At 72.3% G+C, this 26,611-nt stretch carries 24 protein-coding genes, 1 tRNA gene and 1 pseudogene; 11 read left to right on the plus strand and 15 right to left on the minus strand.

Going from position 1 to position 26,611, the window contains the following annotated elements; all coding sequences use genetic code 11:
- The first annotated feature begins 180 nt into the window (after positions 1-180).
- The 4 genes from AF335_RS02000 (at position 181) to AF335_RS02015 (ending at position 4,474) form a co-directional block, all read left to right on the plus strand.
- Positions 181-849, plus strand: coding sequence for an HNH endonuclease family protein (locus AF335_RS02000; RefSeq protein WP_102916497.1), 669 nt, complete (start codon positions 181-183; stop codon positions 847-849).
- An 84-nt stretch (positions 850-933) separates the two neighbouring features.
- Entirely contained in the window at positions 934-2,979 is a 2,046-nt protein-coding gene (locus AF335_RS02005) for an alkaline phosphatase D family protein (protein WP_102916498.1), read from the plus strand.
- A 90-nt stretch (positions 2,980-3,069) separates the two neighbouring features.
- A complete protein-coding gene (locus AF335_RS02010; protein ID WP_102916499.1) occupies positions 3,070-3,549 on the plus strand; it encodes a DoxX family protein in 480 nt (159 codons plus the stop codon).
- A 286-nt stretch (positions 3,550-3,835) separates the two neighbouring features.
- The gene (locus tag AF335_RS02015; RefSeq protein WP_102916500.1) at positions 3,836-4,474 is read left to right on the plus strand and encodes a DedA family protein; all 639 of its coding nucleotides are present in this window, start codon (positions 3,836-3,838) and stop codon (positions 4,472-4,474) included.
- A 308-nt stretch (positions 4,475-4,782) separates the two neighbouring features.
- Here AF335_RS02015 and AF335_RS02020 read toward each other — a convergent pair whose 3' ends face one another.
- Positions 4,783-5,007, minus strand: coding sequence for a hypothetical protein (locus tag AF335_RS02020; protein WP_087928295.1), 225 nt, complete (start codon positions 5,005-5,007; stop codon positions 4,783-4,785).
- A 112-nt stretch (positions 5,008-5,119) separates the two neighbouring features.
- Positions 5,120-5,782: a snapalysin gene (snpA, locus tag AF335_RS02025; protein WP_102916501.1), complete on the minus strand. Its 663-nt coding sequence runs from the start codon at positions 5,780-5,782 to the stop codon at positions 5,120-5,122.
- Between the two features lie 205 nt (positions 5,783-5,987).
- Between snpA and AF335_RS02030 the strand changes: the two genes are divergently transcribed.
- Positions 5,988-6,962: a LysR family transcriptional regulator gene (locus AF335_RS02030; protein ID WP_244926884.1), complete on the plus strand. Its 975-nt coding sequence runs from the start codon at positions 5,988-5,990 to the stop codon at positions 6,960-6,962.
- A 90-nt stretch (positions 6,963-7,052) separates the two neighbouring features.
- On the opposite strand, the gene AF335_RS02035 is transcribed toward AF335_RS02030, so the two are convergent.
- The 5 genes from AF335_RS02035 to AF335_RS02050 form a co-directional block, all read right to left on the minus strand.
- The gene (locus AF335_RS02035; protein ID WP_102916503.1) at positions 7,053-7,625 is read right to left on the minus strand and encodes a dihydrofolate reductase family protein; all 573 of its coding nucleotides are present in this window, start codon (positions 7,623-7,625) and stop codon (positions 7,053-7,055) included.
- A 248-nt stretch (positions 7,626-7,873) separates the two neighbouring features.
- Entirely contained in the window at positions 7,874-8,050 is a 177-nt protein-coding gene (locus tag AF335_RS34340; RefSeq protein ID WP_170127558.1) for a hypothetical protein, read from the minus strand.
- Positions 8,051-8,231: 181 nt separating this feature from the next.
- Positions 8,232-10,508 (minus strand): S9 family peptidase, encoded by a 2,277-nt coding sequence (locus tag AF335_RS02040; RefSeq protein WP_102916504.1) that lies wholly within the window; start codon positions 10,506-10,508, stop codon positions 8,232-8,234.
- 47 nt (positions 10,509-10,555) lie between these two features.
- Positions 10,556-11,221 carry a DUF4097 family beta strand repeat-containing protein gene (locus tag AF335_RS02045; RefSeq protein ID WP_102916505.1) on the minus strand — a complete coding sequence of 222 codons (666 nt, stop codon included), beginning with the start codon at positions 11,219-11,221 and terminating at the stop codon, positions 10,556-10,558.
- 135 nt (positions 11,222-11,356) lie between these two features.
- The gene (locus AF335_RS02050) at positions 11,357-12,343 is read right to left on the minus strand and encodes a methyltransferase domain-containing protein (protein WP_228773326.1); all 987 of its coding nucleotides are present in this window, start codon (positions 12,341-12,343) and stop codon (positions 11,357-11,359) included.
- A 422-nt stretch (positions 12,344-12,765) separates the two neighbouring features.
- Between AF335_RS02050 and AF335_RS02055 the strand changes: the two are divergent.
- Both AF335_RS02055 and AF335_RS02060 read left to right on the plus strand, forming a co-directional pair.
- Positions 12,766-13,529 (plus strand): annotated as a pseudogene (locus AF335_RS02055) (GntR family transcriptional regulator).
- Between the two features lie 25 nt (positions 13,530-13,554).
- Positions 13,555-14,001: an NUDIX hydrolase gene (locus AF335_RS02060; RefSeq protein ID WP_102916506.1), complete on the plus strand. Its 447-nt coding sequence runs from the start codon at positions 13,555-13,557 to the stop codon at positions 13,999-14,001.
- 86 nt (positions 14,002-14,087) lie between these two features.
- Here the strand turns inward: AF335_RS02060 and AF335_RS02065 are convergent.
- Positions 14,088-14,159: transfer RNA gene (locus tag AF335_RS02065), tRNA-Val, on the minus strand.
- A gap of 127 nt (positions 14,160-14,286) precedes the next feature.
- On the opposite strand from AF335_RS02065, the gene AF335_RS02070 reads away from it, so the two are divergent.
- The 3 genes from AF335_RS02070 (at position 14,287) to AF335_RS02080 (ending at position 17,132) form a co-directional block, all read left to right on the plus strand.
- On the plus strand, positions 14,287-15,114 hold the full coding sequence (locus tag AF335_RS02070) for a DUF4097 family beta strand repeat-containing protein (RefSeq protein ID WP_102916994.1): 828 nt from the start codon (positions 14,287-14,289) through the stop codon (positions 15,112-15,114).
- A 197-nt stretch (positions 15,115-15,311) separates the two neighbouring features.
- Positions 15,312-16,619: a coiled-coil domain-containing protein gene (locus tag AF335_RS02075; protein ID WP_102916995.1), complete on the plus strand. Its 1,308-nt coding sequence runs from the start codon at positions 15,312-15,314 to the stop codon at positions 16,617-16,619.
- A 294-nt stretch (positions 16,620-16,913) separates the two neighbouring features.
- Positions 16,914-17,132, plus strand: a complete 219-nt coding sequence (locus AF335_RS02080; RefSeq protein ID WP_102916507.1) for an FmdB family zinc ribbon protein — start codon at positions 16,914-16,916, stop codon at positions 17,130-17,132.
- 102 nt (positions 17,133-17,234) lie between these two features.
- On the opposite strand, the gene AF335_RS02085 is transcribed toward AF335_RS02080, so the two are convergent.
- The 4 genes from AF335_RS02085 to AF335_RS02100 all read right to left on the minus strand — a co-directional run bounded on the left by AF335_RS02085 (position 17,235) and on the right by AF335_RS02100 (position 22,748).
- A complete protein-coding gene (locus AF335_RS02085) occupies positions 17,235-17,897 on the minus strand; it encodes an O-methyltransferase (RefSeq protein WP_102916508.1) in 663 nt (220 codons plus the stop codon).
- Positions 17,898-18,097: 200 nt separating this feature from the next.
- On the minus strand, positions 18,098-18,901 hold the full coding sequence (locus tag AF335_RS02090) for an HAD family hydrolase (protein WP_102916509.1): 804 nt from the start codon (positions 18,899-18,901) through the stop codon (positions 18,098-18,100).
- Entirely contained in the window at positions 18,898-21,576 is a 2,679-nt protein-coding gene (locus tag AF335_RS02095) for a phosphoribosyltransferase (RefSeq protein ID WP_102916510.1), read from the minus strand. Before AF335_RS02095 ends, AF335_RS02090 begins: the two co-directional genes overlap by 4 nt.
- A complete protein-coding gene (locus AF335_RS02100) occupies positions 21,573-22,748 on the minus strand; it encodes an HpcH/HpaI aldolase/citrate lyase family protein (RefSeq protein WP_102916511.1) in 1,176 nt (391 codons plus the stop codon). Before AF335_RS02100 ends, AF335_RS02095 begins: the two co-directional genes overlap by 4 nt.
- Before the next feature lie 236 nt (positions 22,749-22,984).
- Here AF335_RS02100 and AF335_RS02105 point away from each other — a divergent pair, with 236 nt between their 5' ends.
- Positions 22,985-23,872, plus strand: a complete 888-nt coding sequence (locus AF335_RS02105; RefSeq protein ID WP_102916512.1) for a TerD family protein — start codon at positions 22,985-22,987, stop codon at positions 23,870-23,872.
- 120 nt (positions 23,873-23,992) lie between these two features.
- Here AF335_RS02105 and AF335_RS02110 read toward each other — a convergent pair whose 3' ends face one another.
- From AF335_RS02110 to AF335_RS02120, 3 genes are all read right to left on the minus strand, one after another.
- On the minus strand, positions 23,993-24,739 hold the full coding sequence (locus AF335_RS02110; RefSeq protein ID WP_184743727.1) for a TerD family protein: 747 nt from the start codon (positions 24,737-24,739) through the stop codon (positions 23,993-23,995).
- Positions 24,740-24,843: 104 nt separating this feature from the next.
- A complete protein-coding gene (locus AF335_RS02115; RefSeq protein ID WP_102916513.1) occupies positions 24,844-25,974 on the minus strand; it encodes a DUF475 domain-containing protein in 1,131 nt (376 codons plus the stop codon).
- Positions 25,975-26,022: 48 nt separating this feature from the next.
- Entirely contained in the window at positions 26,023-26,598 is a 576-nt protein-coding gene (locus tag AF335_RS02120) for a TerD family protein (protein WP_102916514.1), read from the minus strand.
- Positions 26,599-26,611: the final 13 nt, after the last annotated feature.

The following is a 26,611-nucleotide window of genomic DNA, read 5'->3' on the forward strand; positions in this document are numbered from 1 at the left end:
GCGGCGTGTCAGAAACCGAGGCCGGGGCGCCTGTCGCGCAGTGAACTTCACGTCCGCAAGCCCTTGCTTTGACATGACCCCGTCGCCACGCTGTTACCTGGCGACCACCCCCCGGAAATCGGACGCCGCGATGCTGGCCGCGCTCGCCGGCCGACAGCCCCCCACTCCAAAGGAGTTCCCATGTCCGGAATATCTGGTTCCGTCTCCCGCCGCGCCGTCTACGCGCGTCGTACGGCCGTCGCCGGCGGCCTCACCGCCCTGCTGGCGTCCTTCGTGCTCAGCGCCCCCGCCGCCCAGGCCGCGCCCCCCACCCCGCCGGACGCCGCCACCGTGCGGACGTACCTGGCCGAGCTCAAGGTCGGCGCCGAGGGCACCATGGACGGCTACAGCCGCGCCAAGTTCCCGCACTGGATCACCCAGTCCGGGCAGTGCAACACCCGTGAGGTCGTTCTCAAGCGCGACGGCGAGAACGTCGAGCAGGACGCCAAGTGCGCGGCCGTGAAGGGCACCTGGTTCTCCCCGTACGACGGCGCCACCTGGACCGACGCGCAGGACATCGACATCGACCACATCGTGCCGCTCGCCCAGGCGTGGCGGTCGGGCGCCAACACCTGGACCACCGCGCAGCGGCAGGCGTTCGCCAACGACCTGACCCGCCCGCAGCTCATCGCGGTCACCGACCGCGTCAACCAGGCGAAGGGCGACAAGGACCCGGCGCAGTGGATGCCGCCGCTCGCCTCCTACGCCTGTACGTACGCCCGGATGTGGGTCACGGTCAAGCACCACTACGACCTCACCGTCGACCCCGCCGAGAAGAACAAGCTGACGTCCGTCCTCAGCGGCTGCTGACCGCGGGTTCCCCGCCGCTGAACCGGAAACTCCACCGGCCGCTCCCGTCGTTCCGTACGGTACGGAACGACGGAGGAGGGCCGGATGCCGGCAGCTCTGCGACTGGGCCCACTGCTGCGGTACGTCGACTGGGAGACGGGGACGAGCGCCACCGTCTGGGTGGAGACGGACCGGCCCTGCGAGGCCGAGGTCCGCTGCGCGGACGGCGCGGGCGGCACCGCGCGCACCTGGCGGGTGGCCGGCCACCACTACGCCCTGGTGACGGTGACGGGACTGAGTCCCGGCTCCGGGACCGCGTACGGGGTGTTCCTGGACGGCGAGCGCGTGTGGCCGCCGCCCGGCTCGCTCTTCCCGGAGAGCACGATCCGTACGCCCGTCGTGCCCGGCGGGACGGTCGCGGGGGCGCTCCGGGTCACGTTCGGCTCGTGCCGGTGGGCCGCGCCGCCGCCGGAGGCGGGCCACCACGGCTTCCTCCATCCGGGCGGGGCGGCGAGCTCCGACGAGCCGCCGGACCCGCCTGTTTCTGACGAGCCGCCGGACTCGCCCGTTCCCGACGACTCGCCGGGCCCGCTCGTCCCCGGCGACCCGGCCGGTGCCATCGATCCCACCGGCCCCACCACTGATCCCACAGGCCCCACCGGTCCCGTCGCCGACCCCGCCGGCCCGGACGCCCTGGACACCCTCGCGAGCGCCCTCGCCCGCGCCGGAGGCACGGGCGAGGCGCGGCCGGACGTCCTCCTGCTGCTGGGCGACCAGGTCTACGCTGACAAGACCTCCGCCGCCGTGCGCCGCTGGATCGCCCGCCGCCGCTCCCTCACCGAGCCGCCCGGCCCCCAGGTCGCGGACTACGAGGAATACACCCGCCTCTACTACGAGTCCTGGCTCGACCCCGAGATCCGCTGGCTGCTCTCCACCGTCCCCAGCCTGATGATCTTCGACGACCACGATGTCATCGACGACTGGAACACCAGCGCCGCCTGGGTCGCCGAGATGCGGGCGAAACCGTGGTGGCGGGAGCGGGTGCTGGGCGGCCTGATGTCGTACTGGGTGTATCAGCACCTGGGCAATCTCTCCCCGGCGGAACTGGCGGCCGACAAGCTGTACCAGGCGGTCTCGCGCGGCGGGGAGGGCTACGGGGAGGACGGCACGGACGGCGCGGGCGAGGACGGCACTGCGGTCCTGCGGGAGTTCGCCGCCCGCGCCGACGCCGATCCGGCCGCCGCCCGCTGGAGCTTCCGCCGTGACTTCGGCCGCGTCCGGCTGCTGGTGGCCGACAGCCGCGCCACCCGCGTCCTGGAGGAGGGCGGCCGGGCCATGCTGGACGCCGCGGAAGCGGACTGGCTGCGCGCGCAGGCGCTGGACGCCCCCGGTTCGTACGACCACCTCCTCATCGGCACCTCGCTGCCCTGGCTGCTGCCGCCGGCCGTGCACGACGCGGAGGCGTGGGACGCGGCGCTGTGCGCCGGGGAGCGCGGGCCGCGCTGGGCGCGCCTGGGCGAGCGGATGCGCCGGCGGGCCGATCTGGAGCACTGGGCGGCCTTCCCGTCGTCCTTCGAGGCACTCACCGCGCTCATCGCCGAGGTGGGCGGCGGGCCGGGGGCGCCCGCCACGATCGCCGTCCTGTCGGGTGACGTCCACCACTCGTACGTCGCGGAGCCGGAGTGGCGGGGGTCCCCGTCGAAGCCGGGGCCGGGGCCGGGGGCCGGGTCGCCCCGAGCCGTCCGGAGCCAGGTGGTGCAGCTCACCTGCTCCCCGGTGCACAACAGCGCCCCGGCCGCGCTCCGCCTCGCGTTCCGCTTCGGCTGGAGCCGGGCGGGGCGGTGGCTGGGCCGCGGCCTGGCCCGGCACGGCCGGACGGGCCGCCCGGCCATCGGCTGGCGGCGCACGGGCGGGCCGTGGTTCGGCAATCAGCTGATGACGCTGACCCTGCGCGGGCGCTCCGCCCGGCTGCGGCTCGACCAGGCGCGGCCGGGGAAGTGCCTGACGGTGGCGCACGAGGCGGTCTACGGAACGACGGACAGAGTGCCGTACCCCCGGGCAGAGCCCCTGGCGAGGGGCGTTCCGGCCGCCCCCGGAACCGGTGCCGGGGGCGGTTCCTCACAGGGATCCGACAAGGGACAAGCACAATGAATCAAGAACTTGAACTTGCAAGTATCGATTAGGGGTACCTAACCTGGACCCCTCGCGTTTCCTGTCCCCTGACACGAGGAGCCCCACCTCATGCCCCCCACCACCGCTCCCTCCCCTTCCGCCGCCGCCTCCACGGCCACCGCGGCGAACGCCTCCCCGGCGCTCTCCGAGCGGCTCGACGCCGCTCGCCCCTACGCCCTGTCGGCGTTCCGCATAGTCGTCGGCCTGCTGTTCGCCTGCCACGGCATCGCCTCGCTGTTCGGCGTGCTCGGCGGCGCCGCGGGCACCGGCGGCACGATCGAGGCGGGCACCTGGCCGGGCTGGTACGCGGCCGCCATCCAGCTCGTCGGCGGTGGCCTCGTACTGCTGGGCGTGGGCACCCGCACCGCCGCCCTGGTCTCGTCCGGTTCGATGGCGTACGCGTACTTCGACGTGCACCAGAGCATGGCGCTGTGGCCGATCCAGAACGGCGGCGAGGCTTCGGCGATGTTCAGCTGGGCCTTCCTCCTCCTCGTCTTCACCGGCCCCGGCGCCCTCTCCCTGGACCGCCTCTTCGGCCGTAAGAACTGACGCCCGCCGCGCCGGCGGCGAATGCGCGGGCCGGTGCACGGCCCGGCGCGAAGGCCGCCTCGCGCGCTCCCGTACGACCCCGTGCGGGTCGCACGTCGCGCACGTCCGGGAGGTCCGGCTCGTCCCGGACCTCCCGGACGTGCGCTTTTGTTAGTGATTCGAATAACATCTCCGGGCCCTGCTCGCACGTCACAGCAGCCCCAGGCGTACGCTGTGCGGTTGTGAAGGCCGCCCCTGCCGCTCCCCTGCGACGTCGCGGCGGGGGACCGTACCGGGAGATCAGGACGTGCTGGAGCAGTTGGGGGCCTTGGCCGGCTCACCATGGATCTATGTGATCGTCGGGCTGTCCGTACTCCTGGACGTCTTCCTTCCCGTCCTGCCGAGCGGGCTCCTCGTGGTCACCGCCGCCACCGCCGCGGCGGGCTCCGCCGCCGACGCGGTGGGGGGCGCGGCCCAGGGCCACGCGGGCTTCCCCGAGATGTTCGCACTGGCGATGTGCGCCGCGACGGCGTCCGTCCTCGGCGACATGGTCGCCTACCGCCTCGCCTGGCGCGGCGGCGACCGCTTCGACCGCGCGATGGCGCGCTCCCGCAGGCTCACGGCGGCCCAGGAGAAGCTGGGCACGGCGCTGCTGCGCGGCGGCGGCCCGCTCGTCGTGGTCGCCCGTTTCGCACCGGCCGGCCGGTCGGTGGTGAGCCTCGGCGCAGGGGTGATGCACCGCAGGGTGGCGGAGTTCCTGCCGTGGTCCGCGCTGGCGGGCCTGACCTGGGCGGCCTACAGCGTGAGCCTCGGCTACTTCGGCGGCCAGTGGCTGGGCGCGAGCTGGCTCGGCACGGCCGTCTCCTTCCTCGCCCTCTTCGCCGCGGGCGCGGGCGCCGCGTTCGTGGTGCGCCGCCCCGGTGAACCGGAAGCGCAAGCTCAGTAACCTTCCGTAGGCCCCGTTACGGCGGCGGCCGTACGCCCGGGTGCGCCCCGCCTAGGCCGGGGCGGAACGGCCGCGCACGAACATTCGTACGGATATGCCGGGCCCTCCTACGTCATCCGGGCCACACCGTCCCCGCACGCCCCCGAGGGGCTCCCCGGCCCGGCTACGGCCGGGCGGAAACGGCGGTGCCGTGCCCGGTGAGCATGGGCACGGCGAGGTGGAAGTTGCCGACGGGCAGCGCTCCGTCACTCCCGGTGGCGCCGGTCCGGGGACGGGTGAAGCGCGGGTTAACGGTCCTGGTGCGGCGCTCAGAGCTTGGTCAGTTTGGTGTACGGGCCCGGGATCCGCTCCTGCCTGGTGGCGAAGTCGACAAGCACGGCGATGTCTTCCTCGACACCGATGACCCGGCCGAGGCCGTACCGGTCGTGGGCCACCCGGTCGCCCACGTCGAACTTCTGCACGGGGCCGGGTGCGGGCGGGGCGTTGAAGGGACTGGTGGGCAGATGCCGTCGATGCGCTGGTGGCTTCGTCATTGGCCTCAGTATGCGCCCTCCGCGGGCGGGCGGCTCCCGCGAACGGGGCGGTGGCCCGGCTCCTCGGGGAGGAACCGGGCCACCGCGTGCGCGCGCGAGCGCTCCCGTCCGGTCAGTGGACCTTGGTGAAGGCGTCCTTGTCGAACGCCTTCAGGCCATTGGCCCACAGAGCGTTGACACGGCTCTTCTCGGCCGCGTTCGGGTAGGGGTTCTGGCAGGACGTGCCGGGACCGCCACCGGACATCAGCTCGCTGCACGGGCCGGAGTAGTGATCCGGGAGACCGAGGACGTGACCGGTCTCGTGCGCGGTGACGCGGGTGGAGTTGTACTGCTGGTTCTGCCGGTAGTCGAGGAAGACGTACCCGCGCCCGTGGCCGTCGGTGCTGGCGTACGAGCCGCGGGAGTCGTTGCCCTCGTAGTACCGGAAGTCGGCGTTGCTGCCCGCACGCAGCTGGACATTGCTGACGGAGCTGTTCCAGATCTGCGCGCTGCTGGCTATCTGCTGGGCGAATCTGGGCGCGGCGCTCGGGTCGTACGTGACGGTGACGACCTTCAGGCCGGGCGACTTCGCCGCCTTGGTCATCGCGGACTTCATCACGGCGTCGAAGAACGCCTTGTTGTTGGCCTCTTCGGCGGCCGAGCCGACGTACGAGGACTGGGTGACGGTCTGCGAACCGGTGACGGTCGGCGTGGCGGCGGAGGCGGGCACGGCCGTCATGGCCGCGGCCAGGCCGAGGCCGAGCGCGGCCGACAGCACCATGGTGGAGCGATTCATGTGGGGGACTCCATTCGTTCCGAGAACCCGGGGCCGCATGGGTGGGTCGGCCGGGGGTTCACCGGGTGAACTGCTGGTCCCGCAGAGTCTCTGACGAGTTATCAGTGGTACGGATGATGCCAATTGGCGATAGGCCCAGACAATCGCCTACCCTGCCCTCCGCTGTGCCTGGTGTGACTCGCGAGGTGCAGTTATGCTCCCTCCTGTGGAGCTCGAGGTCAGGCACCTCCGGGCGCTTTGCGCCATCGCGGATGCGGGAAGTGTGCGCAAGGCCGCGCTGCTGCTCGGTATGACCCAGCCCTCGCTGACCACTCAACTGCGCCGTATCGAGGGGGCCATCGGCGGCCTCCTCTTCACCCGCGGCCAGACCGGCAGCCGCCCCACGCCCCTGGGGCACTCGGTGCTCTCCCGCGCCCGGCCCATCGTCGCCGAGATGACCGCGCTGGTGACGGCCGCCCGGGACGCCGCCGTGGGTGCGGGCGGGGCGAGGCTGCGGGTGGGCAGCGTCGGCAGCCGGGTGGTGACGGGCTGGCTCCGCCGGATCCACGACCGGCTGCCCGATACGGACATCACCATCCACATAGAGGTGTCGGCGAACACCCTGCTCCAACTGCTCGCGACGAACCAGCTGGACGTCGCCTTCGTCCACGAGACCGCGGGCTTCCCGCTGCACCTGCCGGCGGAGGTGCAGCGACGCGTCCTCGTCGAGCGGGAGCCGCGCTTCGTCACCCTGTCCGCCGGCCATCCGGCGGCCGCGTCACCGGCGGTCACGCTCGCCGAACTGGCCGACGACTCCTGGATCGTGGACCCCACGGCCGACCACGAATGGGCGGCACTGCGCCGCGTCTTCACCGCGGCCGGGCTCGATCCGCGCCTGCTGCACGTCCGGGACAACACCACCGCCGCGGACCTGGTGGCCTCCGGCGAGGCCGTACGCCCCTGCCAGCCCACCGCCGAGGCCACCCCGGGCACCGTGATCCGCCCCCTGGCCGGCGACCCCCTCACCGCCGAACTCTCCCTGGCCACCCGCCCCTGCGCCCTGCCGCTCCCGGAACTCGACGCGCTCTACGGCGACCTGGCGGACGCGTACGCGGAGGCGACGTCCCGCAGCGCGGCCTACCGGGCGTGGCTGGCGGCGTCGGACCCTTCGGGCGGGCGGGTGTCCGGGCCGGGGCCCTAGGCCCGTGTCCGGTGGATCATGTGACCGTCTCGGATGCGACTCGTCGCCATGGCCGAAGACGCGACGGCACAGCGAGTGCGGGAACCGCTGTCAGCGGACGACGTCGAAGATGTTCTTCTGCAGGCCGTTGGCGTAGACCTCGTGCTCGACCAGCTTCAGCTTCTGCGTGTCCTTGTCCGTGGCGCTGAACAACCGCTTGCCGGCGCCGAGCAGCAGCGGGAAGACGAGCAGGTGGTAGCGGTCGATCAGGCCGGCGTCCGAAAGGGCCTGGTTCAGGGAGGCGCTGCCGTGCACGATGATCGGGCCGCCCTCCGTCTCCTTCAGCGCGGCGACCTCGTCGAGTGAGCGCAGGATCGTGGTCTCGCCCCAGTTCGCCACCAGATCGTTGTCGGTGAGCGTGGTGGAAACGACGTACTTCGGCATCACCTTGTAGCCGGCGAAGTCCGCCATGTCGGGCCACACCGGGCTGAACGCCTCGTAGCTGGTCCGGCCCATCAGTATCGCGGTGGCTTCCTGCTGCTCACGGCCCTTGATGTCGAACGCCTCGGGGAGGAACTCGATGTCCTTGAAGGTCCACCCGGAGTTCCGGTAGCCGGGCTCGCCGCCCGGAGCCTCCACGACGCCGTCGAGCGAGATAAAGGCCGTGCTGATCAGGGTGCGCATCAAGGGTTCCTCGGTGTCTCGTGTCCGGTTCTCAGCAGATCCGGTCGGTGCGCGATTGGACCACACTCGCGGCTCCGGCGCACCAACTTTGATCTTGACTGCGGATCACGGAGAAACTCGTCGGTCGTCGCCCATCCTTCCCAGCAGCACACCGGGGAGAGCCGCACACGCCGGACCGCTGCCTGATCGCCTACGAGATGTTGCCGTCGGGCATGATCCGCCGGACCGGGCCCGGCTCGCGCCGGGGCTCAGGCCACGGCACAGCGCGGCCCCCGCCGGCTCGCCGCGGCCCACTCCGCCCGCAGCCGCTGGTACATGCGCCGCTCGGCCCCGGTGAGGGCCCGCCCGCTGCGCGCGGACAGGAAGTGGCGGATCGCGCGGTTGATCTCCTCAGGGCTCCGCTGCCGGGATGGGGTCGAAAGCATGGCCCCAGACTATGATCCGCGGACGCCAGGGCGGCGCTCACCACGACCGAGTTCGCGGAACGCTCATCAAACGGTCATGAAGCCGACGGGTTGCGACGCGGGGCGGACATGGTCGGCAGGGATTCGGCGCGCGGGTGCCCTGCCGGCCTGGCAAGAGATCCGCCGCCACCCGCCGGACCGCTCAGGCGAACAGCTCGCCGAGCAGCTCGGGGCCGATGACGATGGGGGCGGGGCGGTACGCCGGGGGCCGCGTGCCCATCAGCTCGCGGACCAGGAAGTCCCAGGAGCGCTTGCGGACGTAGGCGAGGCAGTCGATGAACATGTGCTCGGCCCCGGGCACGATCAGCAGCTCGAAGTCCTTGTCCGCGGCGACGAGCCGGTCGGCCAGCCGCAGCGTGTGGTCCGGGTGCACCCGGTCGTCCATCTCGCCGTGGACGAGCAGCAGCTTGCCCGCCAGCCGGTCCGCGATCTCCACATTGGACGTACGGGCCCAGGCCCCGGGGTCGTCCGCGCCGTCGTACGCCTCCACGAAGTCCAGGCCGAAGCAGGGGGCGTCGTGCGAGCCGGAGAGGGCGACACCGGCCTTGTACACCTCGGGGAAGTCCAGCATCGCGCGTACGGTGGCGAAGCCGCCGCCGGAGTGGCCGAACGCGCCCACCCGGTCCAGGTCCATCCACGGGCGGGTCGCGGCCAGCTGCCGCAGCGCGGCGACGTGGTCGGCCAGGCCGCCCGCGTCGGCCAGGCGGCCGTACGAGGCGTCATGGAAGGACTTGCTCCGCCCCGGGGTGCCGCGCCCGTCGACCGCGACCACCACGAAGCCCAGCGCGGCGAGGGGCTCCGCGTCGAGCCCCATCCCGCCGGGGTCGAAGCCCGGCTCGACCCGGTTGACCTGCGGGCCGGGGTACACGTTGTCCACCACCGGGTAGCGCCGGGCCGGGTCGAAGCCGTGCGGCCGGTACAGCACCCCGTAGATGTCCGTCACCCCGTCGGCGGCCTTGACGCGGAACCGCTCCGGCGGCGTCCAGCCGGTGGCCGTGAGCTTGCCCGTGTCGGCGCGCTCCAGTTCGGCCAGCACCCGCCCGGTCCAGTCGCGGACGCGGGTCACCGGCGGGGTGTCGACGGTGGACGCGGAGTCGACGAAGTAGTCCTGGCCGTCGTGGAGGGTGACGACGTGGTCCAGCTCGTCGTCCGTGACCTTGGCGAAGCCGGAGCCGTCCAGACCGGCCCGGCACACCGTACGCCGGTACGGGTCCGCTTCGATCAGCCCGGAGGCGGTGAAGTACACGACCCGCTCGGCCTCGTCGACGTGCAGGATCCGCCGCACGGCCCACTGCCCGGAGGTGACCTGTCCGAGCGGCGCGCCGGTACGCAGGTCGTAGCGGTACAGGTGGCCCCACCCGTCCCGCTGCGAGTACCAGAGCACCTCGTCGGCCAGCACCCGCACGATCGGCGGCTCGTACATCCACTGGTTGGGCTCGACACGGGTGGGCCCGGTCTCGCTCAGTACGGTGGTGACCTCGCCGGTGGCCGGGTCCAGCCGGTGCAGGGTCAGCGTGCGCCGGTCGCGGGGCCGGGCGAGGTAGTACACCGCCGAGCCGTCGGGGGCCCACCACGCCCACTCGCCCGTGACCGGCGACACCATCGGCATGAGCAGCGGCTCGGCCTGCGCGCGGACCACCGTGCCCTCGGCGACGTCCAGCACCACCAGCTCGGCCAGCGGCATGTTCTCGTCCCCGGCGTAGGCGTACCGCTGGGTGTGCGTGCGGGGGGCGCCGCCGTCGGCGGGCCCGGCCTCCACGAGGTGGGTCCGCCGGACCGCGCGCTCGTCGGTCCGGTGCGTCAGCACCTTCGTCGAGTCGGGCGACCACGCGACCGCGGGCGGCAGGTGCGGAAGGCCGAACTTGCGCAGCAGGGTGCCGTTGCCGAGGCACTCCGGGTTGGTGCCGTACTGGTAGGCGGGCTCGCCGTCGGTGGTCAGCGCCCACTCGCGGCCGTCGGACAGCGAGCGCGCCCACAGGTCGTACCCCCGCTGGGACACGGCGACCGTCCTGTCGGGCGACGGCACCGCCAGCGGGTCGCCCGGCGGGGTGAACTCGGCCCGCTCGCAGGCGTAGTCGTCCAGGCGGCAGCGCCAGTACTCGCCGAACGCGTGGAACTCCACGGCGTTTTCCGCGGTTTCGAAGGATATGAACGGCAGGGCGTCGGGTTCGACCCGCTGCCCGGAGGCGACGGCCAGCGAGGCGGCGAGCCGGGCGTGGTCGAAGGCCGGCTCGCGGGTGCCCGCCGCCGGGTCGACGAGGACGAACCGTCTGCCGGCGCCGTTGCTCACCGCGTAACGGAAGCGGGCGCCTCCGTCGAGCCACTGCGGCCTGACCCTGTCGCCGACGACGAGCTCGCCGGGGCGGGCGAGTCGGCGGAGGAGTTGCTCGGCCGCCTGGTAGTCCTGAGTGGTGCTCATTCTTTCCGTCCTTCGTCGGTGCCGGTCCTGGGCGTGCGGGGTGTCGGTCAGAGGCTGCGGGCGGTGATGTCGCCGTAGGCGGTGGTGGCGTGGATGGTGAGGTCGGGGGTGCTGCCGGTGTTCTTGAGGGAGTTGTGGATCCGGCCGTAGGCGGTGCCCGCGTCGAGGGTGGCGGAGGTGCCGGTGGCGGTGGCGATCGTGAGGTCGCCGGCCTGGGTGCGCAGGGTGACCGTGCCGCGTACGGCTTCGGTGACGCGGATGTCGCCCTTCTCGGTGGCGATCTCCGCGGGGCCGGTCAGGCGGCCGACCTCGACGTCACCAGCGGCGACAGTGGCGTAGAGGCTCGCGGCCTCGTCGAGCTTGACCGACGCCTGCGCGCCCTCGAACGTGACGCCACCGAGCCGTCCGACGCCGCGGAGCTCGGCGGCGGCCGCCTTCGCCTGGACGTGGGAGCCGGCCGGCAGCTGCACCGTCACCTCCACGGCACCGGAGGCGCCCAGGATCTGGTTCTTCACCGGGCCCGCGATCCGCAGGACCCCGTCCGCGTATTCGACGGTGGTCTGCTCCGCGGCCTTTGTGTCGCGGTTCTTCGCGGGGTTCGCGGGGAGGACCTCGACCGTGGTGTCGGCCCGGTCGGCGGCGATGAACCGTACGAGACCGGCGGGGATGTCCAGGACGGTGGTGACCGGGGCGGCGGTGGCGAACTTCAGCATGGGGGCTCTCCTTGAGCTCGTCGTTTCTGACGAGGGAAAAGCTACGTTGCGTTTCGGTAGACGGCAACGCGCCCATTGCTTGCGATCTGCATTTATGCAGGTCAGGGCGGCAATATTGTTGCAACGGCTCTGGATTTAATGCAACGTTAACCGCTTGAGCGTTGCAATGAGATGAAGGTGAACGCTATGCGGACGGCATGGAGACGCGCGATCGCGTGTGAGGTCATGCGCAAACGACGAAGCGGCCGACCCCGAAGCGACGGGGCCGGCCGATGGTGCTGCTTTACGCCTCGGCGTCAGGGGCAGGAGCCCGAGGCCGGTTCGTCGAGCCGGACCCGCTGCCCGGCCTCGTCGACGGTCAGCCCGAAGCGCGCCCGCTCCGGGCTCCCGAGAGCGTGCCATCGGAGGAACGGCCCACGCACCTCGTCCCACAGCCTTCGGGGGCCGTACTGCTCGACCTCGTACGTTTCCCGTCCGGGGACGTACTCGACGGTCGCCCAGGACTTCCGGTCGTCGGCGAGGAGCCACAGCGTGGCCTCCCCGCTGCCGTCGTCCGCCTCGTACCACCGGTACCGCGCGTCGGTGACGTACAGACCGATGAAGAACGCGGGGTCGTCCTGGAGGACGTGCTGCGGTGCGATGTCCGTGACGCCCTTCGCCCAGGACCGTCACCGGGCGGTACCCGGCCTCCCGGAGATTCGCCACCGCGACCGTCAGGACGGCGGGGTCGATCTCGACGGTGATCACGTTCGAGTCGTCCAGCCGGTGGCACAGCCATGCGGCGTGGTAGCCCGTACCGGTACCGATCTCCAGGACGCGGTGTCCCGAGCCCACCTCGAGCAGGCCCAGCATTTCGAGCATGATCGAGGGCATGGACGAGGAGGAGGTCGCGAGCCGGAACCCGCCGTCCTTCAGGGCCTCACCGTCGTTCACCTGGGTGACGAGAGGGGCGTCCGAGTAAACGGACGCCGCCCAACGCTCGGAATCCTCCGCGAAGTTCACCCCTTCGAAGACCTCGGGCACGAACCGCGCGCGATCCACGGCCGCGACCGTGTCGCGCCACTCGGGGAGCAGCGCCCCCTTCTCCTCCAGGGTCCGGAGGAGACACCGCTGCGTGACCATCCGGCCTCACTTCTTCGGGGGTTCGTACGGCTTCGTCCGCCCCGGGGGCTTTTCCCGGTGACCGTCACTGTCGGAGGTGTCGGGCTTGCCGGAGTGGTCTCCGCCTTGCTTTCCCCTCTTCGCCGCGCTCCCTGGGGGGTGTGAGGGAATCTCGCTTGCTGTGGATCGGGGGGTGTGGTCGTCCGGTGGTCCCGCGAGCCGCCGGGGTGGCGGGCGGTGCCACGGCCGGGTGGGTGCCGACGTGTCGTCCGGCAGCCGAGCGACCTCGCCCGTCATCTCTAGAGATGACCCAGTGAATTCGCCTCTCCAGAGGCGCCAACTCCTTCTCTGGATAGGTTGTTTCCTCAAGGCGGGAACCCCGTTCCGTGATATCCGGCCGCCTCCCCTTACGCTGTTCCGGAGAGGAAAGAGGTGATCACCCGATGGCCGACCAGGGCGCTGGCCGCCGACCCAAGTACCAGCGGATCGCTGACGATCTGAGGAAGGCGATCCAGGCCGGGGAGTACGGTCCGGGTGAGCGGCTGCCGGGTGAGAACAATCTGATGGCGAGCTATGGCGTAGCGCGTATGACCGCCCGCCAGGCGCTGGGCATGCTGCAGAGCGAAGGAGTCGCCGAGGCGCGCAAGGGCGCGGGGGTCTTCGTCCGGTCCTTCCGGCCGCTGCGACGGAAGGGGATCCAGCGGCTGGCCGAGGGGACCTGGGGTTCGGGGCAGTCCATATGGGCCACCGAAATCGAGGACCGCGCACTCGCGGTCGATCAGATCGACGTCACGGAAACGACGGCTCCCGAGCACGTGGCCGAGGCGTTGGGGCTGGCCCCGGACAGCACCGTCTGCGTGCGGAGCAGGCGTTTCGTCCTCGACGGCAAGCCGGTGCTGCTTTCCACCTCGTATCTGCCCGCGGACATCGTGGCCGGGTCCCCGATCCTGCGGGAGGACACCGGACCCGGCGGGACGTACGCGCGTCTGGCGGAACTCGGTTACAAGCCCGTGCACTTCCGCGAGGAGATCCGCTGCCGGATGCCGTCCGGTGACGAGGCCGAGCGGCTCGGTCTCGCGCAGGGACCCCGGTCGTCCTCATCTGCCGCACCGCGTTCGCCCAGGGCGGCAAGGCCGTCGAGGTCAACGAGATGACGCTGGACGCCGCCGCGTACGTGCTGGAGTACGAGTTCGACGGGCCCGCCTGACCAGGCTCCTCCTATCCTTTCGCGCATGGGAGCCACCGCGCGTGAGTCCACACCCCTCCACTCCGTCTCCGTGGCAGGGGCCGTCGTACGGGAGGACGGACGGATGCTCGCGATCCGGCGGGCCGACAACGGCCGGTGGGAGCTGCCCGGCGGGGTGCTGGAGCTCGACGAGGCTCCGGGCGAGGGGGCGTGCCGGGAGGTGTTGGAGGAGACCGGCGTCGAGGTCGAGGCGCAGCGGCTGACGGGCGTCTACAAGAACATGGCGCGCGGCATCGTCGCCCTCGTCTTCCGCTGCCGGCCCGTCGGTGGCGCCGAGCGGCTGTCCGACGAGACCGCCGAGATCGCCTGGCTGACCCCCGACGAGGTCCTCGCGTCGATGACCGAGGCTTACGCCGTGCGCCTCCTGGACGCCCTCGGCGACGACGGCCCGTACGTACGGATCCACGACGGCCGGCGGCTGCTGCCCACGTGACAGGCGGCGGGCAGCCGGCTGGGCAGGTCCGCCCCCATGAACAGCGAAAGACCCCCGGCCGAGATCGGCCGGGGGTCCCGCAAGGGTGGGCACAGACGGATTTGAACCGCCGACATCTGCTTTGTAAGAGCAGCGCTCTACCGCTGAGCTATGCGCCCTGGATCGAAGCGACAGCCTACATCGCCGGGGGCGGGTCCTCGCAAACCGCCGGGCGGGGGTTATCCCCACCCCGGAACCGGTAGGGAGCTTCATGGCGCCGCACCCCCGTCCGTCCGTACGGTGATCATGCACGATCGGCCGCCGCCGTCCGCCTCCCCCGACTACGGAGTCACCGTGAAGCCCCGCACCCGCACCCGTACCCGTTCCGCCGCCCGTCTGTCCCTCGTCGCCGGAGGCGTGCTGCTCGCCGGTACGGCGCTGACCGGGTGCGGGAGCGCGGACCTCGACGAGGCCGAGCCGGAGTACAAGGCGTTCCCCCTCTCCGGGCGGGAGCTCACGGTGGACACGGACAACTCCGAGCTGGAGATCGCGCCCGCGGACGTCAAGGAGGTCAAGGTCACCCGCTGGTTCGCCGGGTGGACCATGGGCGGGTCGGCCAAGGCCGGCTGGGAGATGGACGGCGGCACCCTGAAGCTGCGCGAGCACTGCGACGGGATCAGCTCGAACTGTGCCTCACGGCACAAGGTCGAGGTGCCGCGCGGGGTCGCCGTCACCGTCAAGGACGGGAACGGCACGGTCAAGGCGCGCGGCTTCTCGACCGACCTCAAGGTGTCCTCGGACAACGGGGAGGTCCGGGTCACGGACGCGACCGGCGCCCTCGACCTCTCCAGCTCCAACGGCAACGTCATCGCCACCGGTACCGGCTCCCGCCAGGTCAAGGCCCGCTCCGACAACGGCAACGTCCAGCTCGCCATGGCCCGCGTCCCGGACCGCGTCGAGACCTCCAACCACAACGGCAACATCAAGATCGAGCTGCCCCGCACCCCGTACCGGGTCGACGCGTCGAGCAGCAACGGCACCGCCAAGGTCGAGGTCCCCACCGACGACGCCAGCGGTCACTCCGTCTCCGCGCGGGCCCACAACGGCAACGTCAAGGTCGTGATCGCGAACTAATGGTCCCGTGTGTTCGTCCTTAACGGGTGGGACAATGGCACCCGGGCCAGGGGCGATCCATCGGGAGAGGGCAAGTGACGGCGACCTTCGCACAGTCCGCGGATTCGGCGCGCCGCCGTTCCCTCCGTTCCGCGCGGGCCGGGACCGCCCGCCGGCCAGGCGCCGGCCGGGCCCTCGCCGCCGCCCTCCGGGACACCGTGGCGCTCGCGCTGCTCCCCGTCCCCCTGCTCCTCGCCGCCGCCCCCGCCGCCTTCGCCGGTGGCGGCACGCGCCGCTGGGGACGGGGGCGCGGCGAGAGCCGGCGCGCCGACGCCCAGGCCGCGAAGGACGCCGCCGCGGCCGCCTTCTACGAGCTGGACACCGCCCAGCGCGACCTGCGGATCTCCATCGAGACGATCACCGCCGTCGACCCCTCCCCCGCCGCGCGCAAGGCCGCCGCCGACTTCGCCCTCCTCGGGCACCGCATCGACGAGGTCTCCCACACCTACATCACCGCCGTCGACTCCCACGACCTCGACCGCGACGACCTCGACGCGGGTGCGGCCGGCCGGGCCCGTACGGACCTGGCCGGCGCCAAGGACGAGCTGGACCGGATCAAGGCCGAGCTGGACCGGTTCGGGCAGGGCCTCGGCCCCCTGCTGGCCACCGCCGAGACCCAGCTGGCCCGGCTCGCCCCCGCCGTGGAGCGGGCCCGCCAGGCGCTGCGCGCGGCCGGCGAGGCCCTGGAGGCCGTACGGGCCTCCGGGCTCACCGCCGACGACCTCGCCGCCCGCCTCGCCGCCCTCGGGCCCGAGCTGACCCGGCTCAACCAGGGCGCCGGGCAGCACGGCGTGCAGGAGACCCTCCAGCGCGCGGACCGCGTCCTGCGCGAGGCCGAGGCCGTCCGCGGCGAGGCCGACGGCCTGCCGCAGAAGGCCGCCGAGGTCGACAAGCGGCTCGTCTCCCTGCGCACCCGCGCCCAGGCGCTCACCACCCGCGCCGCCGGCGTCGAGCCCGTCCTCAGCGAGCTCCGCCGCCGCTACAGCGCCGCCTGCTGGCAGGACCTCCAGCAGGTGCCCGAGGAGGCGGCCCACGCCGTCGCCCAGGCCGAGGAGAAGCTCCGCGAGGCGCGCACCGCCCGCGCCGAGCAGCGCTGGCCGGACGCCCTGGCCCGGCTGTCGACGGTACGGGCCCTGCTGAACACCACCGACGAGGCCGTCTCCGCCGCGGGCGACCGGCTGCGGCGGCTGGACGAGGTGTCCTTCGACCACGGCAAGGAGGTCGAGCGCACCCGCTTCGCCATCCGCGACGCCCAGCGGCTCGCGATGGCCGGCCGCAACACCCCCGACCCCCGCCACGCCGGCCCCCTGGACGACGCCGTGGCCCGCCTGGACCGGGCCGTCGCGGGCCTGGAAGGCCGGCATCCGGACTGGTGGGCGTTCCTCACCGAGACGGAGGCCGTGCGGCGGACCGTGACCCGGGTGGTGCAGGAGATACGGGACTCTCGCGGCGCCGCCGGTCGCTGACCCCTCCGGGACGGCCCGGAGGGCCGGAAGGCCGGAGGGCCGGAAGGCCGGAGGGCCGGAAGGCCGGAAGGCCGGAAGGCCGGAAGGCCGGAAGGCCGGAAGGCCGGAAGGCCGGAAGGCCGGAAGGCCGGAAGGCCGGAAGGCCGGAAGGCCGGAAGGCCGGAAGGCCGGAAGGCCGGAAGGCCGGAAGGCCGGAAGGCCGGAAGCCGCCCCCGGATCCGCGGCGCGTCCCCCACCCGCCCCCACCGCAGGCGCCCCGTGTCCCGCCCCCGCCTCGCTGGCTATGCTGCCCGCATGCCTCGCTACGAATACCGCTGCAAAGCCTGTGGTGACACCTTCGAGCTCAGCCGGCCGATGGCCGAGTCCTCGGCCCCGGCGGTGTGCCCCGAGGGGCACACCGACACGGTGAAGCTGCTGTCCACGGTCGCGATGACGGGCGGCTCCTCGTCCGGGTCCGCGCCCGCGCCGTCCGCCGGTGGCGGAGGGTGCTGCGGGGGCGGCTGCTGCGGCTGAGGTTCGCCCTCGACCGCCGGGGCCGCCCTGACCGATGAGCTGCCCCGGCCCGCCCTGCCCCGGCCCGGCCTGCCCCGACCTGCCCCCTGCCTACCCCACCCGCTACCCCACCCGCCTCGCCAGCGTCAGCCCGTCCGCCACGGTGATCATCACGGACTCCATCCGCTTGTCCGCCGCCACATGCGTGTTGAACTCCTTCACCGCCGCCCCCATCGGCCCCGGCCGCTCCGCGACCACATCGCCGCTGAAGAGGACGTTGTCGGCCACGATCAGCCCGCCGGGCCGCAGCCTCGGCACCAGCTCCTCCCAGTACGGGATGTAGTTGCCCTTGTCCGCGTCGAGGAAGGCCAGGTCGATGTGCGGCTCCGCCGGCATCGCCCGCAGCGAGTCCAGCGCGGGCGCGATTCTCAGGTCGATCCGGTCGGCGACGCCCGCGTCGGCCCAGGGCTCGTGCGCGTAGGCCGTCCACTCCTCCGAGATGTCCAGGGAGATCAGCCGACCGCCGGGGGGCAGCGCCCTCGCCATGACCAGGGCGGACAGACCGGTGAAGGTGCCGACCTCGACGATGTGCCGGGCCCCGGTGAGCCGGACGAGGAAGGACAGCAGCGGCGCCTGTTCCTCGGCGGTCTGCTTGTTCGCCACGGCGGGGAGGACGGAGTGGGTGAGGTCGATCAGCGCCCGCTCCTCCGGAGGGAGCGGCGGGTGGTGGGCGAGCACGTACGCGTACAACTCGGGGGTGATCCGGGGGCCCTTGAACTCTGGCACGCGATTCTCCTCAGCGGGTAGGGGAGTTACGGCTCCGGTCCCGATGACGGATGCGTCGGACGTATCGGATACATCAAATACATCAGACACGTCAGGTACGACGTATCCGGCGCGGAAACCGACAAGCGGACACCGACAAAGGGCCCGGCCGCGCGCACCATGAGCGTGCGCGACCGGGCCCCTCCGAGCGTACGCCGCGGCTACCCCGCCACTCCCGCGAACGCCGCGAGGATCTCCTCCCCCGCCGCCACCCCTCGTGTCTCCAGCGCGGTGACGTGCGGGGCGGTCCAGCCGGCGTCCGCGAGCTCGCCGTGGCCCGGGCGCCAGCCCCGGTCGGCGGCGAGGAGCAGATCGGCGTCGAGCAACGAGTCGCCCGCGGCGAGCACTTCGGCCGCGCCCGTCCGCCGGGCGACCTCGGCGACCGCCGCGCTCTTGGTGAGCGGCCGGGGCACCGCGTAGAGCTTGCGGCCCTGGAGCGAGACGGACCAGCCGCGGGCGCCGGCCCACTCGGTGAGCTCCTTCACCCAGGCGTCCGGCAGCAGCGGGCGGTCCACGACGAGGTAGGCGAACAGATCCTCGGCCGTACGCTCCTTGAGCAGCCAGGCCGGGTCGGCGGTACGGACCAGGTGCGCCCGGACCTCGTCCAGCGGGGCGCACTCGGCGGCGAGCCGGCGCTCCACGTCCCGCCGCCAGCCGGGGTCGGACTCACCGCGTACGAGCAGCTCGCCACCGTTGGCGCAGATCGCGTACTCGGGTACGGGCCCGGGCAGGTGGATCCTGCCGTACTGCTCGCGGGTGCGGGTCGTGGTGGGGACGAACACGGCGGTGCGGGCGAGCGCTTCGAGCGTGCCGGCCGCGGTCTCCGTCATGTACGAGAGCGGCTTGCTGTCGTAGACCTCCACGCACAGCAGGCGCGGCGCCCGGTGGTCGGGCCCGGTGAGGCCGAGGGCCGCCGTCGAGTAGATCAGCGTGCGGTCGAGGTCGCTGGCGACGAGGAGGGTCACGGCGCCGTCACCGCCTTGCCGTCGGCGCCGGTCGCGCCGCGCGTGTAGCGGGGGTGGATCAGGCCGACGCAGCTGTACGGCAGGCCGTCCACCTCCTCCACGGGGACGCCGCGCTGCCCGGCGAGCAGCCGGACGTGGTCCAGGTCGGACCCGGCGCCGCGCTGGGCGAGGATCTTCCAGGGGACGCGGCGCAGCAGGACGCGCGTGGTCTCGCCGACGCCGGGCTTGACCAGGTTCACGTCGTGGATGCCGTACTCCTCGCTGATGCGCTCGACGGCCGCCCAGCCCTCCCAGGTGGGCGCGCGGTCGGCGGCGGCGAACTCCTTGACGTCGGCGGCGACGTCCTCCTCGACCTCGGCGAAGCGGGCGGCGACGGTGTCGAGGAAGGCGCGGGAGACGTCGGCCCCGGCCAGCTCGCGGTAGAACTTGGCGCCGTGGAAGTCGTCCGGGCCGACGAGGTCCGCGCGCAGCACCGTGCGGGAGATCAGCCCGGAGACGGTGGAGTTGAGGCAGGCGGAGGGGATGAGGAAGTCGTCCCGGGTGCCGTAGGTGTCGACGCAGTGGCCCGGGTCGGCGAGGACGGCGATCCTCGGGTCGAAGCCGTCGAACCCGCGCAGCGCCTCGGCGAGTTCGCGGGTGATGGCGCCCTTGCCCGTCCAGCCGTCGACGAAGACGACGTCGGCCGGGTCGTGGTGGGCGGCGAGCCAGCGCAGCGCGACGGGGTCGATGCCGCGGCCCCGGACGATGGAGACGGCGTAGTGGGGCAGGTCGAGGCCGTGCGCGTGGCGGGCCCAGCGGCGCATCAGGACGCCCACGGGGGTGCCGGCGCGGGCCAGCGAGACCAGGACCGGACGGGGGGACCGCTCGGCGAGCACGGTCTCGGTGACCACGCCGACCGCCCTGGCCATACGGGCGGCGGAGGCGTCGAGCGCGGCGTGGAAGAGGGCCTGGTAGTCGGCGCTCGGCTGGTACTCGACGGGCAGCGACTCGGCGTAGTGCGCGCCGCCGCTCTGGATGGCCTCCTCGCGCTCCTCGGTGGGCGCCTCCAGGCTGACGTCCGAGAGGTCCTGGAGCAGCCAGCCGACGTCTTCGGGGGCGTACGAGGAGAAGGCGGGGCCGCGAAGCGGTTCGGGCGTGGGGATGTGGACCTCCGGTGCGTAGGAGGGGACGGTGACGAGCACGACGTGCCCGGTATGGGCGCCGAGCCGGTCCAGCAGACCGCCGGGGGCGTGCAGTCCGGGCGTGTCGGCCGCCGAGTCGACGACGGCCACGACGGCGTCAAAGCCGGCGCCCGCGACGTTGTACGCGTAGCGCTCGCCGGGGCCGTCCGCCGGGTCGTCGTGGGCGGGGAAGGCGATACGGGTCCGGATCGCGTACCCGGGGTCGTCGACGGGGAGGACGGGCGAGCGGGTGGTGGTGGAGAAACGGACCTCGGCGGGGCCGGTACGGGGTTCCGTGCGGGGTCCGGTGCGGGGTCCGGTACCCGTGCCGGTGTCCCGGAGTACGTCCTGGAGCGCGGCGGCGAGGCGGAGGGGGGCGTACATGAGCTCTTCGTTGCCGAGCACGAGGACGCGGCGGGGCGCGTCCGGCCCCGCGGGAGGCGTTTCCCCGTCCGTGGGCACGGTGGCCGGCGCGGCCAGCGCGCCCGCGACGCGGGCGGCCATGCCCGGCAGGGCGGCCTCCAGGCGCGCCCGGTGCCCGGGGGTGAAGCCGTGCCGGCCCCCGTCGGGCAGGCCCTCGGGCCAGCCGACATCGACGCGGGTCAGGCGCGCGGAAGCCGCCCGGCCGCCGTCACCGGGCCTCGCCGGACCGGCCTCATGAACCCGGTCGCCGTCCCGCCGGAGTGCCTCCGGCCCTGCGGGGTCCGGAAGCGCGCCCGCACCCGGAAGAACGGCCCCTTCCGGCACCGCCCCGCGGTCACCCGCGTCCCGCCCGAGGCGCGCCTCGTGCCGGGCCACCAGCTCCTGGCCCCGTTCCAGCACCCCCTCCGGCAGGAGCACCGTGCCGGAGGCGAGGGCTATCAGGTCCACGCGGGCGCCCAGGCCCGCCGCGAAGTCGTCCAGGCGCGCGCGGTCCGCCGCGCTCCGCATGTCGACGAGGGCGACGACCACGTACCGCTCGCGCGGGAAGCTCGCGTGGAGGGTGGTGATGGTGTTGAGGACGGTGCGGCCGGTGGAGAACTCGTCGTCGACCAGGACCAGCGGTCCGTCGCCCGCCAGGAGCTCCGGGTCCTCCGGCAGCAGCAGGTGCGACGTGGCGTGGCTGTGCTCCTCCTCGAAGCCGCCGACCGGCCGGACACCGACGACCGGGCGGCGCGTGGAGTGCAGGTACGGGGCGAGGGCCAGGCCGTCCGCGACCGCGTGGCCCAGGCCCGTCGCGGTCTCCGCGTAGCCGAGGACGACCGCCCGCGCCGCGGCCTCGTCACCGAGCAGGTCCCGGACGCGGCGGCCGAGGTCCACCCCGGACCCGTACACGACGGCGGGCGCCGCCGGCACGTGCTTGCCGAGGACGTGGGAGACGAGGAGGTGCGCGCGCTTCTTGTTCCTCCGCACCGCGAGGCCCAGCAGCGACCTCAGTTCCGGGTCACCCTCCAGCCCCACGCCGAGCCGGTCCGCCACCCACTGCCCGGACCACTGCCCGGCCTCCTGCCGCGACTCCCGTCCCGATCCCGTCACGCCGTCGCCCCCACGCTCGCCGCCAGCAGCTCCACAAAGCTCACGTCCTCCCGCGCGACGCCGAACACCTCGGCGCGCAGCATGATCCGCTCGGCCCAGGCCCGGTGCGGCTTCACTTCGTTCATCTTGTTCGTGTAGGCGGAGCGCATCACTCCGCCGCCGTCGCGTTCCGGCCGCAGGATGTCCTCGGCGTCGCTGAACTCCTCGTGGCTGACCACGGACAGCGCGTGCACCAGGGCGACGTGCGAGGGGTGGATGCAGGTCTTGCCCTGGAGCCCGTTGGCCCGGTCCAGCTGGATCTCGCGGAGCAGGCCGTCCATGTCGTGCTCGATGAGGGCGGTGCGCAGCTCCTCCGCCGGGCCGGCGAAGGGCGTCCGGCGCAGCTGGGGCTTGAACATCCGCTCGTGCTGGCGGAAGTACTCCCAGACCGGTCCGGTGACGGTGAAGCCGCTGCCGTCCGCGCGGCCGAGGACGTTGACGACGTCGGCGATCACGGAGGCGACGAGCTGGACGTCGTAGGCGGTCATGTCGGGCGCCCGGCGCAGTCCGTACGCGGAGCAGAAGTCCGTCACGCCCAGCCGCAGGGCCAGCACCCGGTCGCGGTACTTGTCGACGGTGCGGGCTATCCCGGCGAGCGCCTCGGTGCGGGTCTCCAGGTGGAGGAGCTCGGGGGACTCCAGGACGGGCATGGCGAACAGCCGCCGGCCGCAGTCACCCTCGGCCAGGGCGAGCGCTTCGAGGAAGGGGACGCCGCGCTCCTCGGTGAACTTCGGCAGGACGAAGCCGGAGAGCAGGCGTCCGGCGGGGCCCAGGCGGCGCACGAGGTCGGTGATCTGGCCGGGTTCGCGGACCCGGACGAACAGCAGCGGCAGGCTCCGGCCGTCGGCGGCCTGCCGGTCGAGCTCGGCGAACTGGCGGACGAGGTTCTCCTCCGCGCCCTCCACCTCTTCGTCGCCGATCGAGTCCTCCAGGCAGAGGACCATGGACACCACGCCGCGCTCGGCCTGCTTGCGGATGTCGTGGGCGAGGGCGGGGCGGGTGGCGGGGCTGTAGAGCGTGGCGCCGAGGGCGACGGCGAGCGTACGGGCCGGGGAGTCGGCGTCGAACGCGCCGGGCTCTCTATGGAACAGCCCATTCCGCACCGAGGGCGCAAGGTGTTCGAAATGCCTCATTACTCTCCCCGTGTGCCACGTCCCACCGGACCGTCCAGCCGGAAGCGTGGCCGATTATCGTACGTCCGGCGACGGGTCAAGAGTTCCCCAAGCGCATGAAAATCTGGCCAGCCGCATGGGTACACTGCGCGTCTTCATCGCGACGTACGGCCGCTTCCCCGGCGTCTCCCCCACCGTCCTCCGGTCGGGTGGGACCTGCGTTGTCCCCGGCCCGCACGGGAGGGCAGGATTGCGGCATGACGCACGCCATGCCGAAGGGGTCGAACATCCCGCTGGACGCCCGGAACGTACGGGCCGTACTGCGCTGGACCCCCGGGCCGGGTGTCCCGGACGTGGACGCCTCCGCACTGCTGGTGGACGGCGGCGGCCGGGTGCGCTCCGACGAGGACTTCGTCTTCTACAACCAGCCCCGCCACCCCTCCGGGGCCGTCCGGCACCTCGCCAAGAAACGGCTGGTCGAGGGCGCCACGGACGCGATCGAGGCCGACCTCGCGGCCCTGGAGCCCGCCGTCGACCGCATCGTGCTCGCCGCGTCCGCGGACGGCGGCCCCTTCGGGCTCGTCCCGGACCTGTGCGTGCTGCTCTACGACGCCGCCGCGGCCGGCGCCCGGGCCGACGAACCCCTCGCGCGCTTCGACGTCCGGCCGGAGACCGGCTCGGAGACCGCCATGATCTGCGGCGAGCTCTACCGGCGCGGCGAGGGCTGGAAGTTCCGGGCCCTGGGGCAGGGGTACGCGTCCGGGCTGGTGGGGCTGGCGACGGAGTTCGGGATCTCGGTCGACGAGGAGGAGGGCGGCGAGGCCGACGACGCCGGGGCCGACTCCGCGGCGGCGGGCGCGGCCGTGGCCGAGCCCGCACAGTCGGCCGATCCGGAGCCTCAGCCTGTGCCGCAGCCGCAGCCGCAGCCGCAGCCCGTGGCACAGCCTCAGCCGCAGTCCGGGTACGGGTACCCGCCGCCGCCTCCCATGCCGCCTTCGCCGCCCGTGCTCCCGGCGCAGCCGGCGTACGGACATCCGCAGCAGCCCGCGGTGCAGCCCGCCTATGGGTATCCGCAGGGGCGGCCGGTGCCGGATCCCGGGTTCCGGCTGCCGCCGCAGGGGCCGCAGTTCCAGCCGAACCGGTAGGCCCCGCAGGGCTTTTCCCGGCCGCGCCCCTTCCCGCCGCCCGGGGGCTTCGCCCCCGGGCCCCCTTCCGCGCTGCCGCGCGGTGTCCTCAAGCGCCGGACGGGCTGAGAACTCAGCCCCTCACACCTTCGTCTTGTACCCCCGCCCCCACTGGAGTCCCCACCCGTACAGCCGGTCCAGCTCCGCCTGGAAGCCGTACACATACTTCATCTCACGCCGCAGCGTGACCTCCCCCTTGTTGTTCTCCAGCATCACCACGGCGCACGACCGGGCCTCCGGCGCGCGCTCGTGGAGCGCGATCTCGATCCGGGGGCCGTTGCCGGGGTAGAGCGTGACCATCGCGTGCGTACGGTCGAACGCCGGGGTCCCGTCATAGATGTAGACGAAGATCAGCAGGCGTTTGATCTGCGCGTGGTGGTCCATGTTGACGTAGATGGTCTCGCCTGAGCCGGAGCCGAACCGGTCGTCCCCGCTGAGCTTGACGTACGGCGGGCTGTTGAGACTGCCCATTATCGAGCCGAGGGGCTGGACCACCCCTTTCGAGCCGTCCGCCAGCTCGTACATACAGGCGAGGTCGAGGTCCACATTGACGAAGGCCGGACCCTGCGACTGCACCATCTCGGGCCGGAACTTCCGCAGCGGGTGGCGCAGTCCCTCGCTCAGCGAGGGGCGCTCGCCGAAGTCCGAGGAGGTGCGCATCCGCCAGGAGAGGTTCACCCGGAGGTTTCCGGTGACGGCGCCCTGCTTGGTGAGGGAGAAGGTGGGATGACGCTTGGTGAGCTCCACCGCGCCGCTGGCGCCGCCGAAGTCGAGCTGCTGTGTGCCCGGCCGTCCCCAGCCGCCGAGGAACTTGTCCCAGATAGCCATGGCCATGAAACCCCCACCCCATTCGAGCGCCGACCGCGAAAGGGGCGGCCGTGAGGTGACCCTCACGACCGCCCCGATCAGAGCGTTCCTCAAATGTGCCAGGGTCACACCCCGGAGGAGACTTCCGCCTTCTCCCCCGCGCCCTCGGCGATGGCCCGGTTGCGGCGCACCGAGGACCAGAAGGACCAGCCGATGAGCGCCACGCCGATGAGGCCCGTGACGAGCTCGGGGACCTCGTACCGGATGCTGATCATGAGGATCACGGCCAGCGCGCCGATGGCGTAGTGCGCGCCGTGCTCCAGGTAGACGTAGTCGTCCAGGGTTCCCTTGCGGACCAGGTAGACCGTGAGCGAACGTACGTACATGGCACCGATGCCCAGGCCCAGCGCCATCAGGACGATGTCGTTGGTGATGGCGAAGGCGCCGATGACACCGTCGAAGGAGAAGGACGCGTCCAGGACCTCCAGGTAGAGGAACATAAAGAACGCGGCCTGGCCGGCCAGCAGGATCGCCGGCTTCTTCTTGCCGGTCCTCTTGGCCTCCTCCTCCGCCTCATGCTCGCGCTCCTCCTCTTCCTCGAGCTTGTCCTCGAAGTAGCCGGAGAGCCCGCCCACGATCAGGTAGGTGATCAGACCCGCGATGCCCGCGAGCAGCACCGTGGCCGCCTTGTCGACATGCGTGCCGCCGTGCTGGTGCGCCTGCGTGGCGAAGGTCATCGCCGAGATCAGCAGGACGATCAGCGCGATGCAGACGGACAGCATGTCGATCTTGCCGAGCTTGGCCAGCGGCCGCTCCAGCCAGGCGAGCCACTGGATGTCACGGTCCTCGAAGATAAAGTCGAGGAAGATCATCAGCAGGAACATCCCACCGAAGGCCGCGATGGCCGGGTGGGCGTCGGTCACCAGCTGCTGGTAGTGGTCCTTCTCGTTCAGCGCGAGGTCGACCGCCTCGATGGGGCCGATCTTGGCGGTGATCGCCACGATCACCACCGGGAAGACGAGGCGCATACCGAAGACAGCGATCAGGACGCCGACCGTGAGGAAGATCTTCTGCCAGAAGGCATTCATCTTCTGCAGGACCCCGGCGTTGACCACGGCGTTGTCGAAGGACAGCGAGATCTCGAGGATGGACAGGATCGCGACGATGCCGAACGCTTTCCAGTCCCCATAGAGCCACGCTGCCGCCAGTCCCACGGCGGTGACGCCGAAGGACCAGCCGAAGGTTTTCAGAACCACTGGCCACCCAATCGTGTAAGTACGAGGTCCCCCGCGCGGTGCGCGGCTTTACGAAACGTTGACCCCGAAGTCTAGAGCGATGCCCCGTAGCCCTGACGCGTACCCCTGTCCCACCGCCCGGAACTTCCACTCGCCGCCGTACCGGTAGACCTCGCCGAAGATCATCGCGGTTTCGCTGGAGGCGTCCTCGCTGAGGTCGTAGCGGGCGAGCTCGGAGCCGTCGGCCTGGTTGACGACGCGGATGTAGGCGTTGCTGACCTGGCCGAAGCTCTGGCCGCGGGCGTCGGCGTCATGGATGGAGACCGGGAAGACGATCTTGTCGCAGGCCGCCGGCACCTTGGTGAGGTCGACCAGGATCGACTCGTCGTCGCCCTCGCCCTCACCGGTGAGGTTGTCACCGGTGTGCTCGACGGACTCCTCGGGGCTCTTGAGGTTGTTGTAGAAGACGAAGTACTCGTCCCCGAGCACCCGGCCCGAGGCGCACAGCAGGGCGCTGGCGTCGAGGTCGAAGGGCGCTCCGGTGGTGGAGCGCGCGTCCCAGCCGAGACCGACGGTCACATTGGTGAGGTTCGGTGCGGCCTTGGAGAGGGAGACATTGCCTCCCTTGGCGAGCGTGACGCCCATGTTTTCTGTTCCT

Source organism: Streptomyces eurocidicus (genome assembly GCF_002891295.1).
Taxonomy (GTDB): domain Bacteria; phylum Actinomycetota; class Actinomycetes; order Streptomycetales; family Streptomycetaceae; genus Streptomyces; species Streptomyces eurocidicus.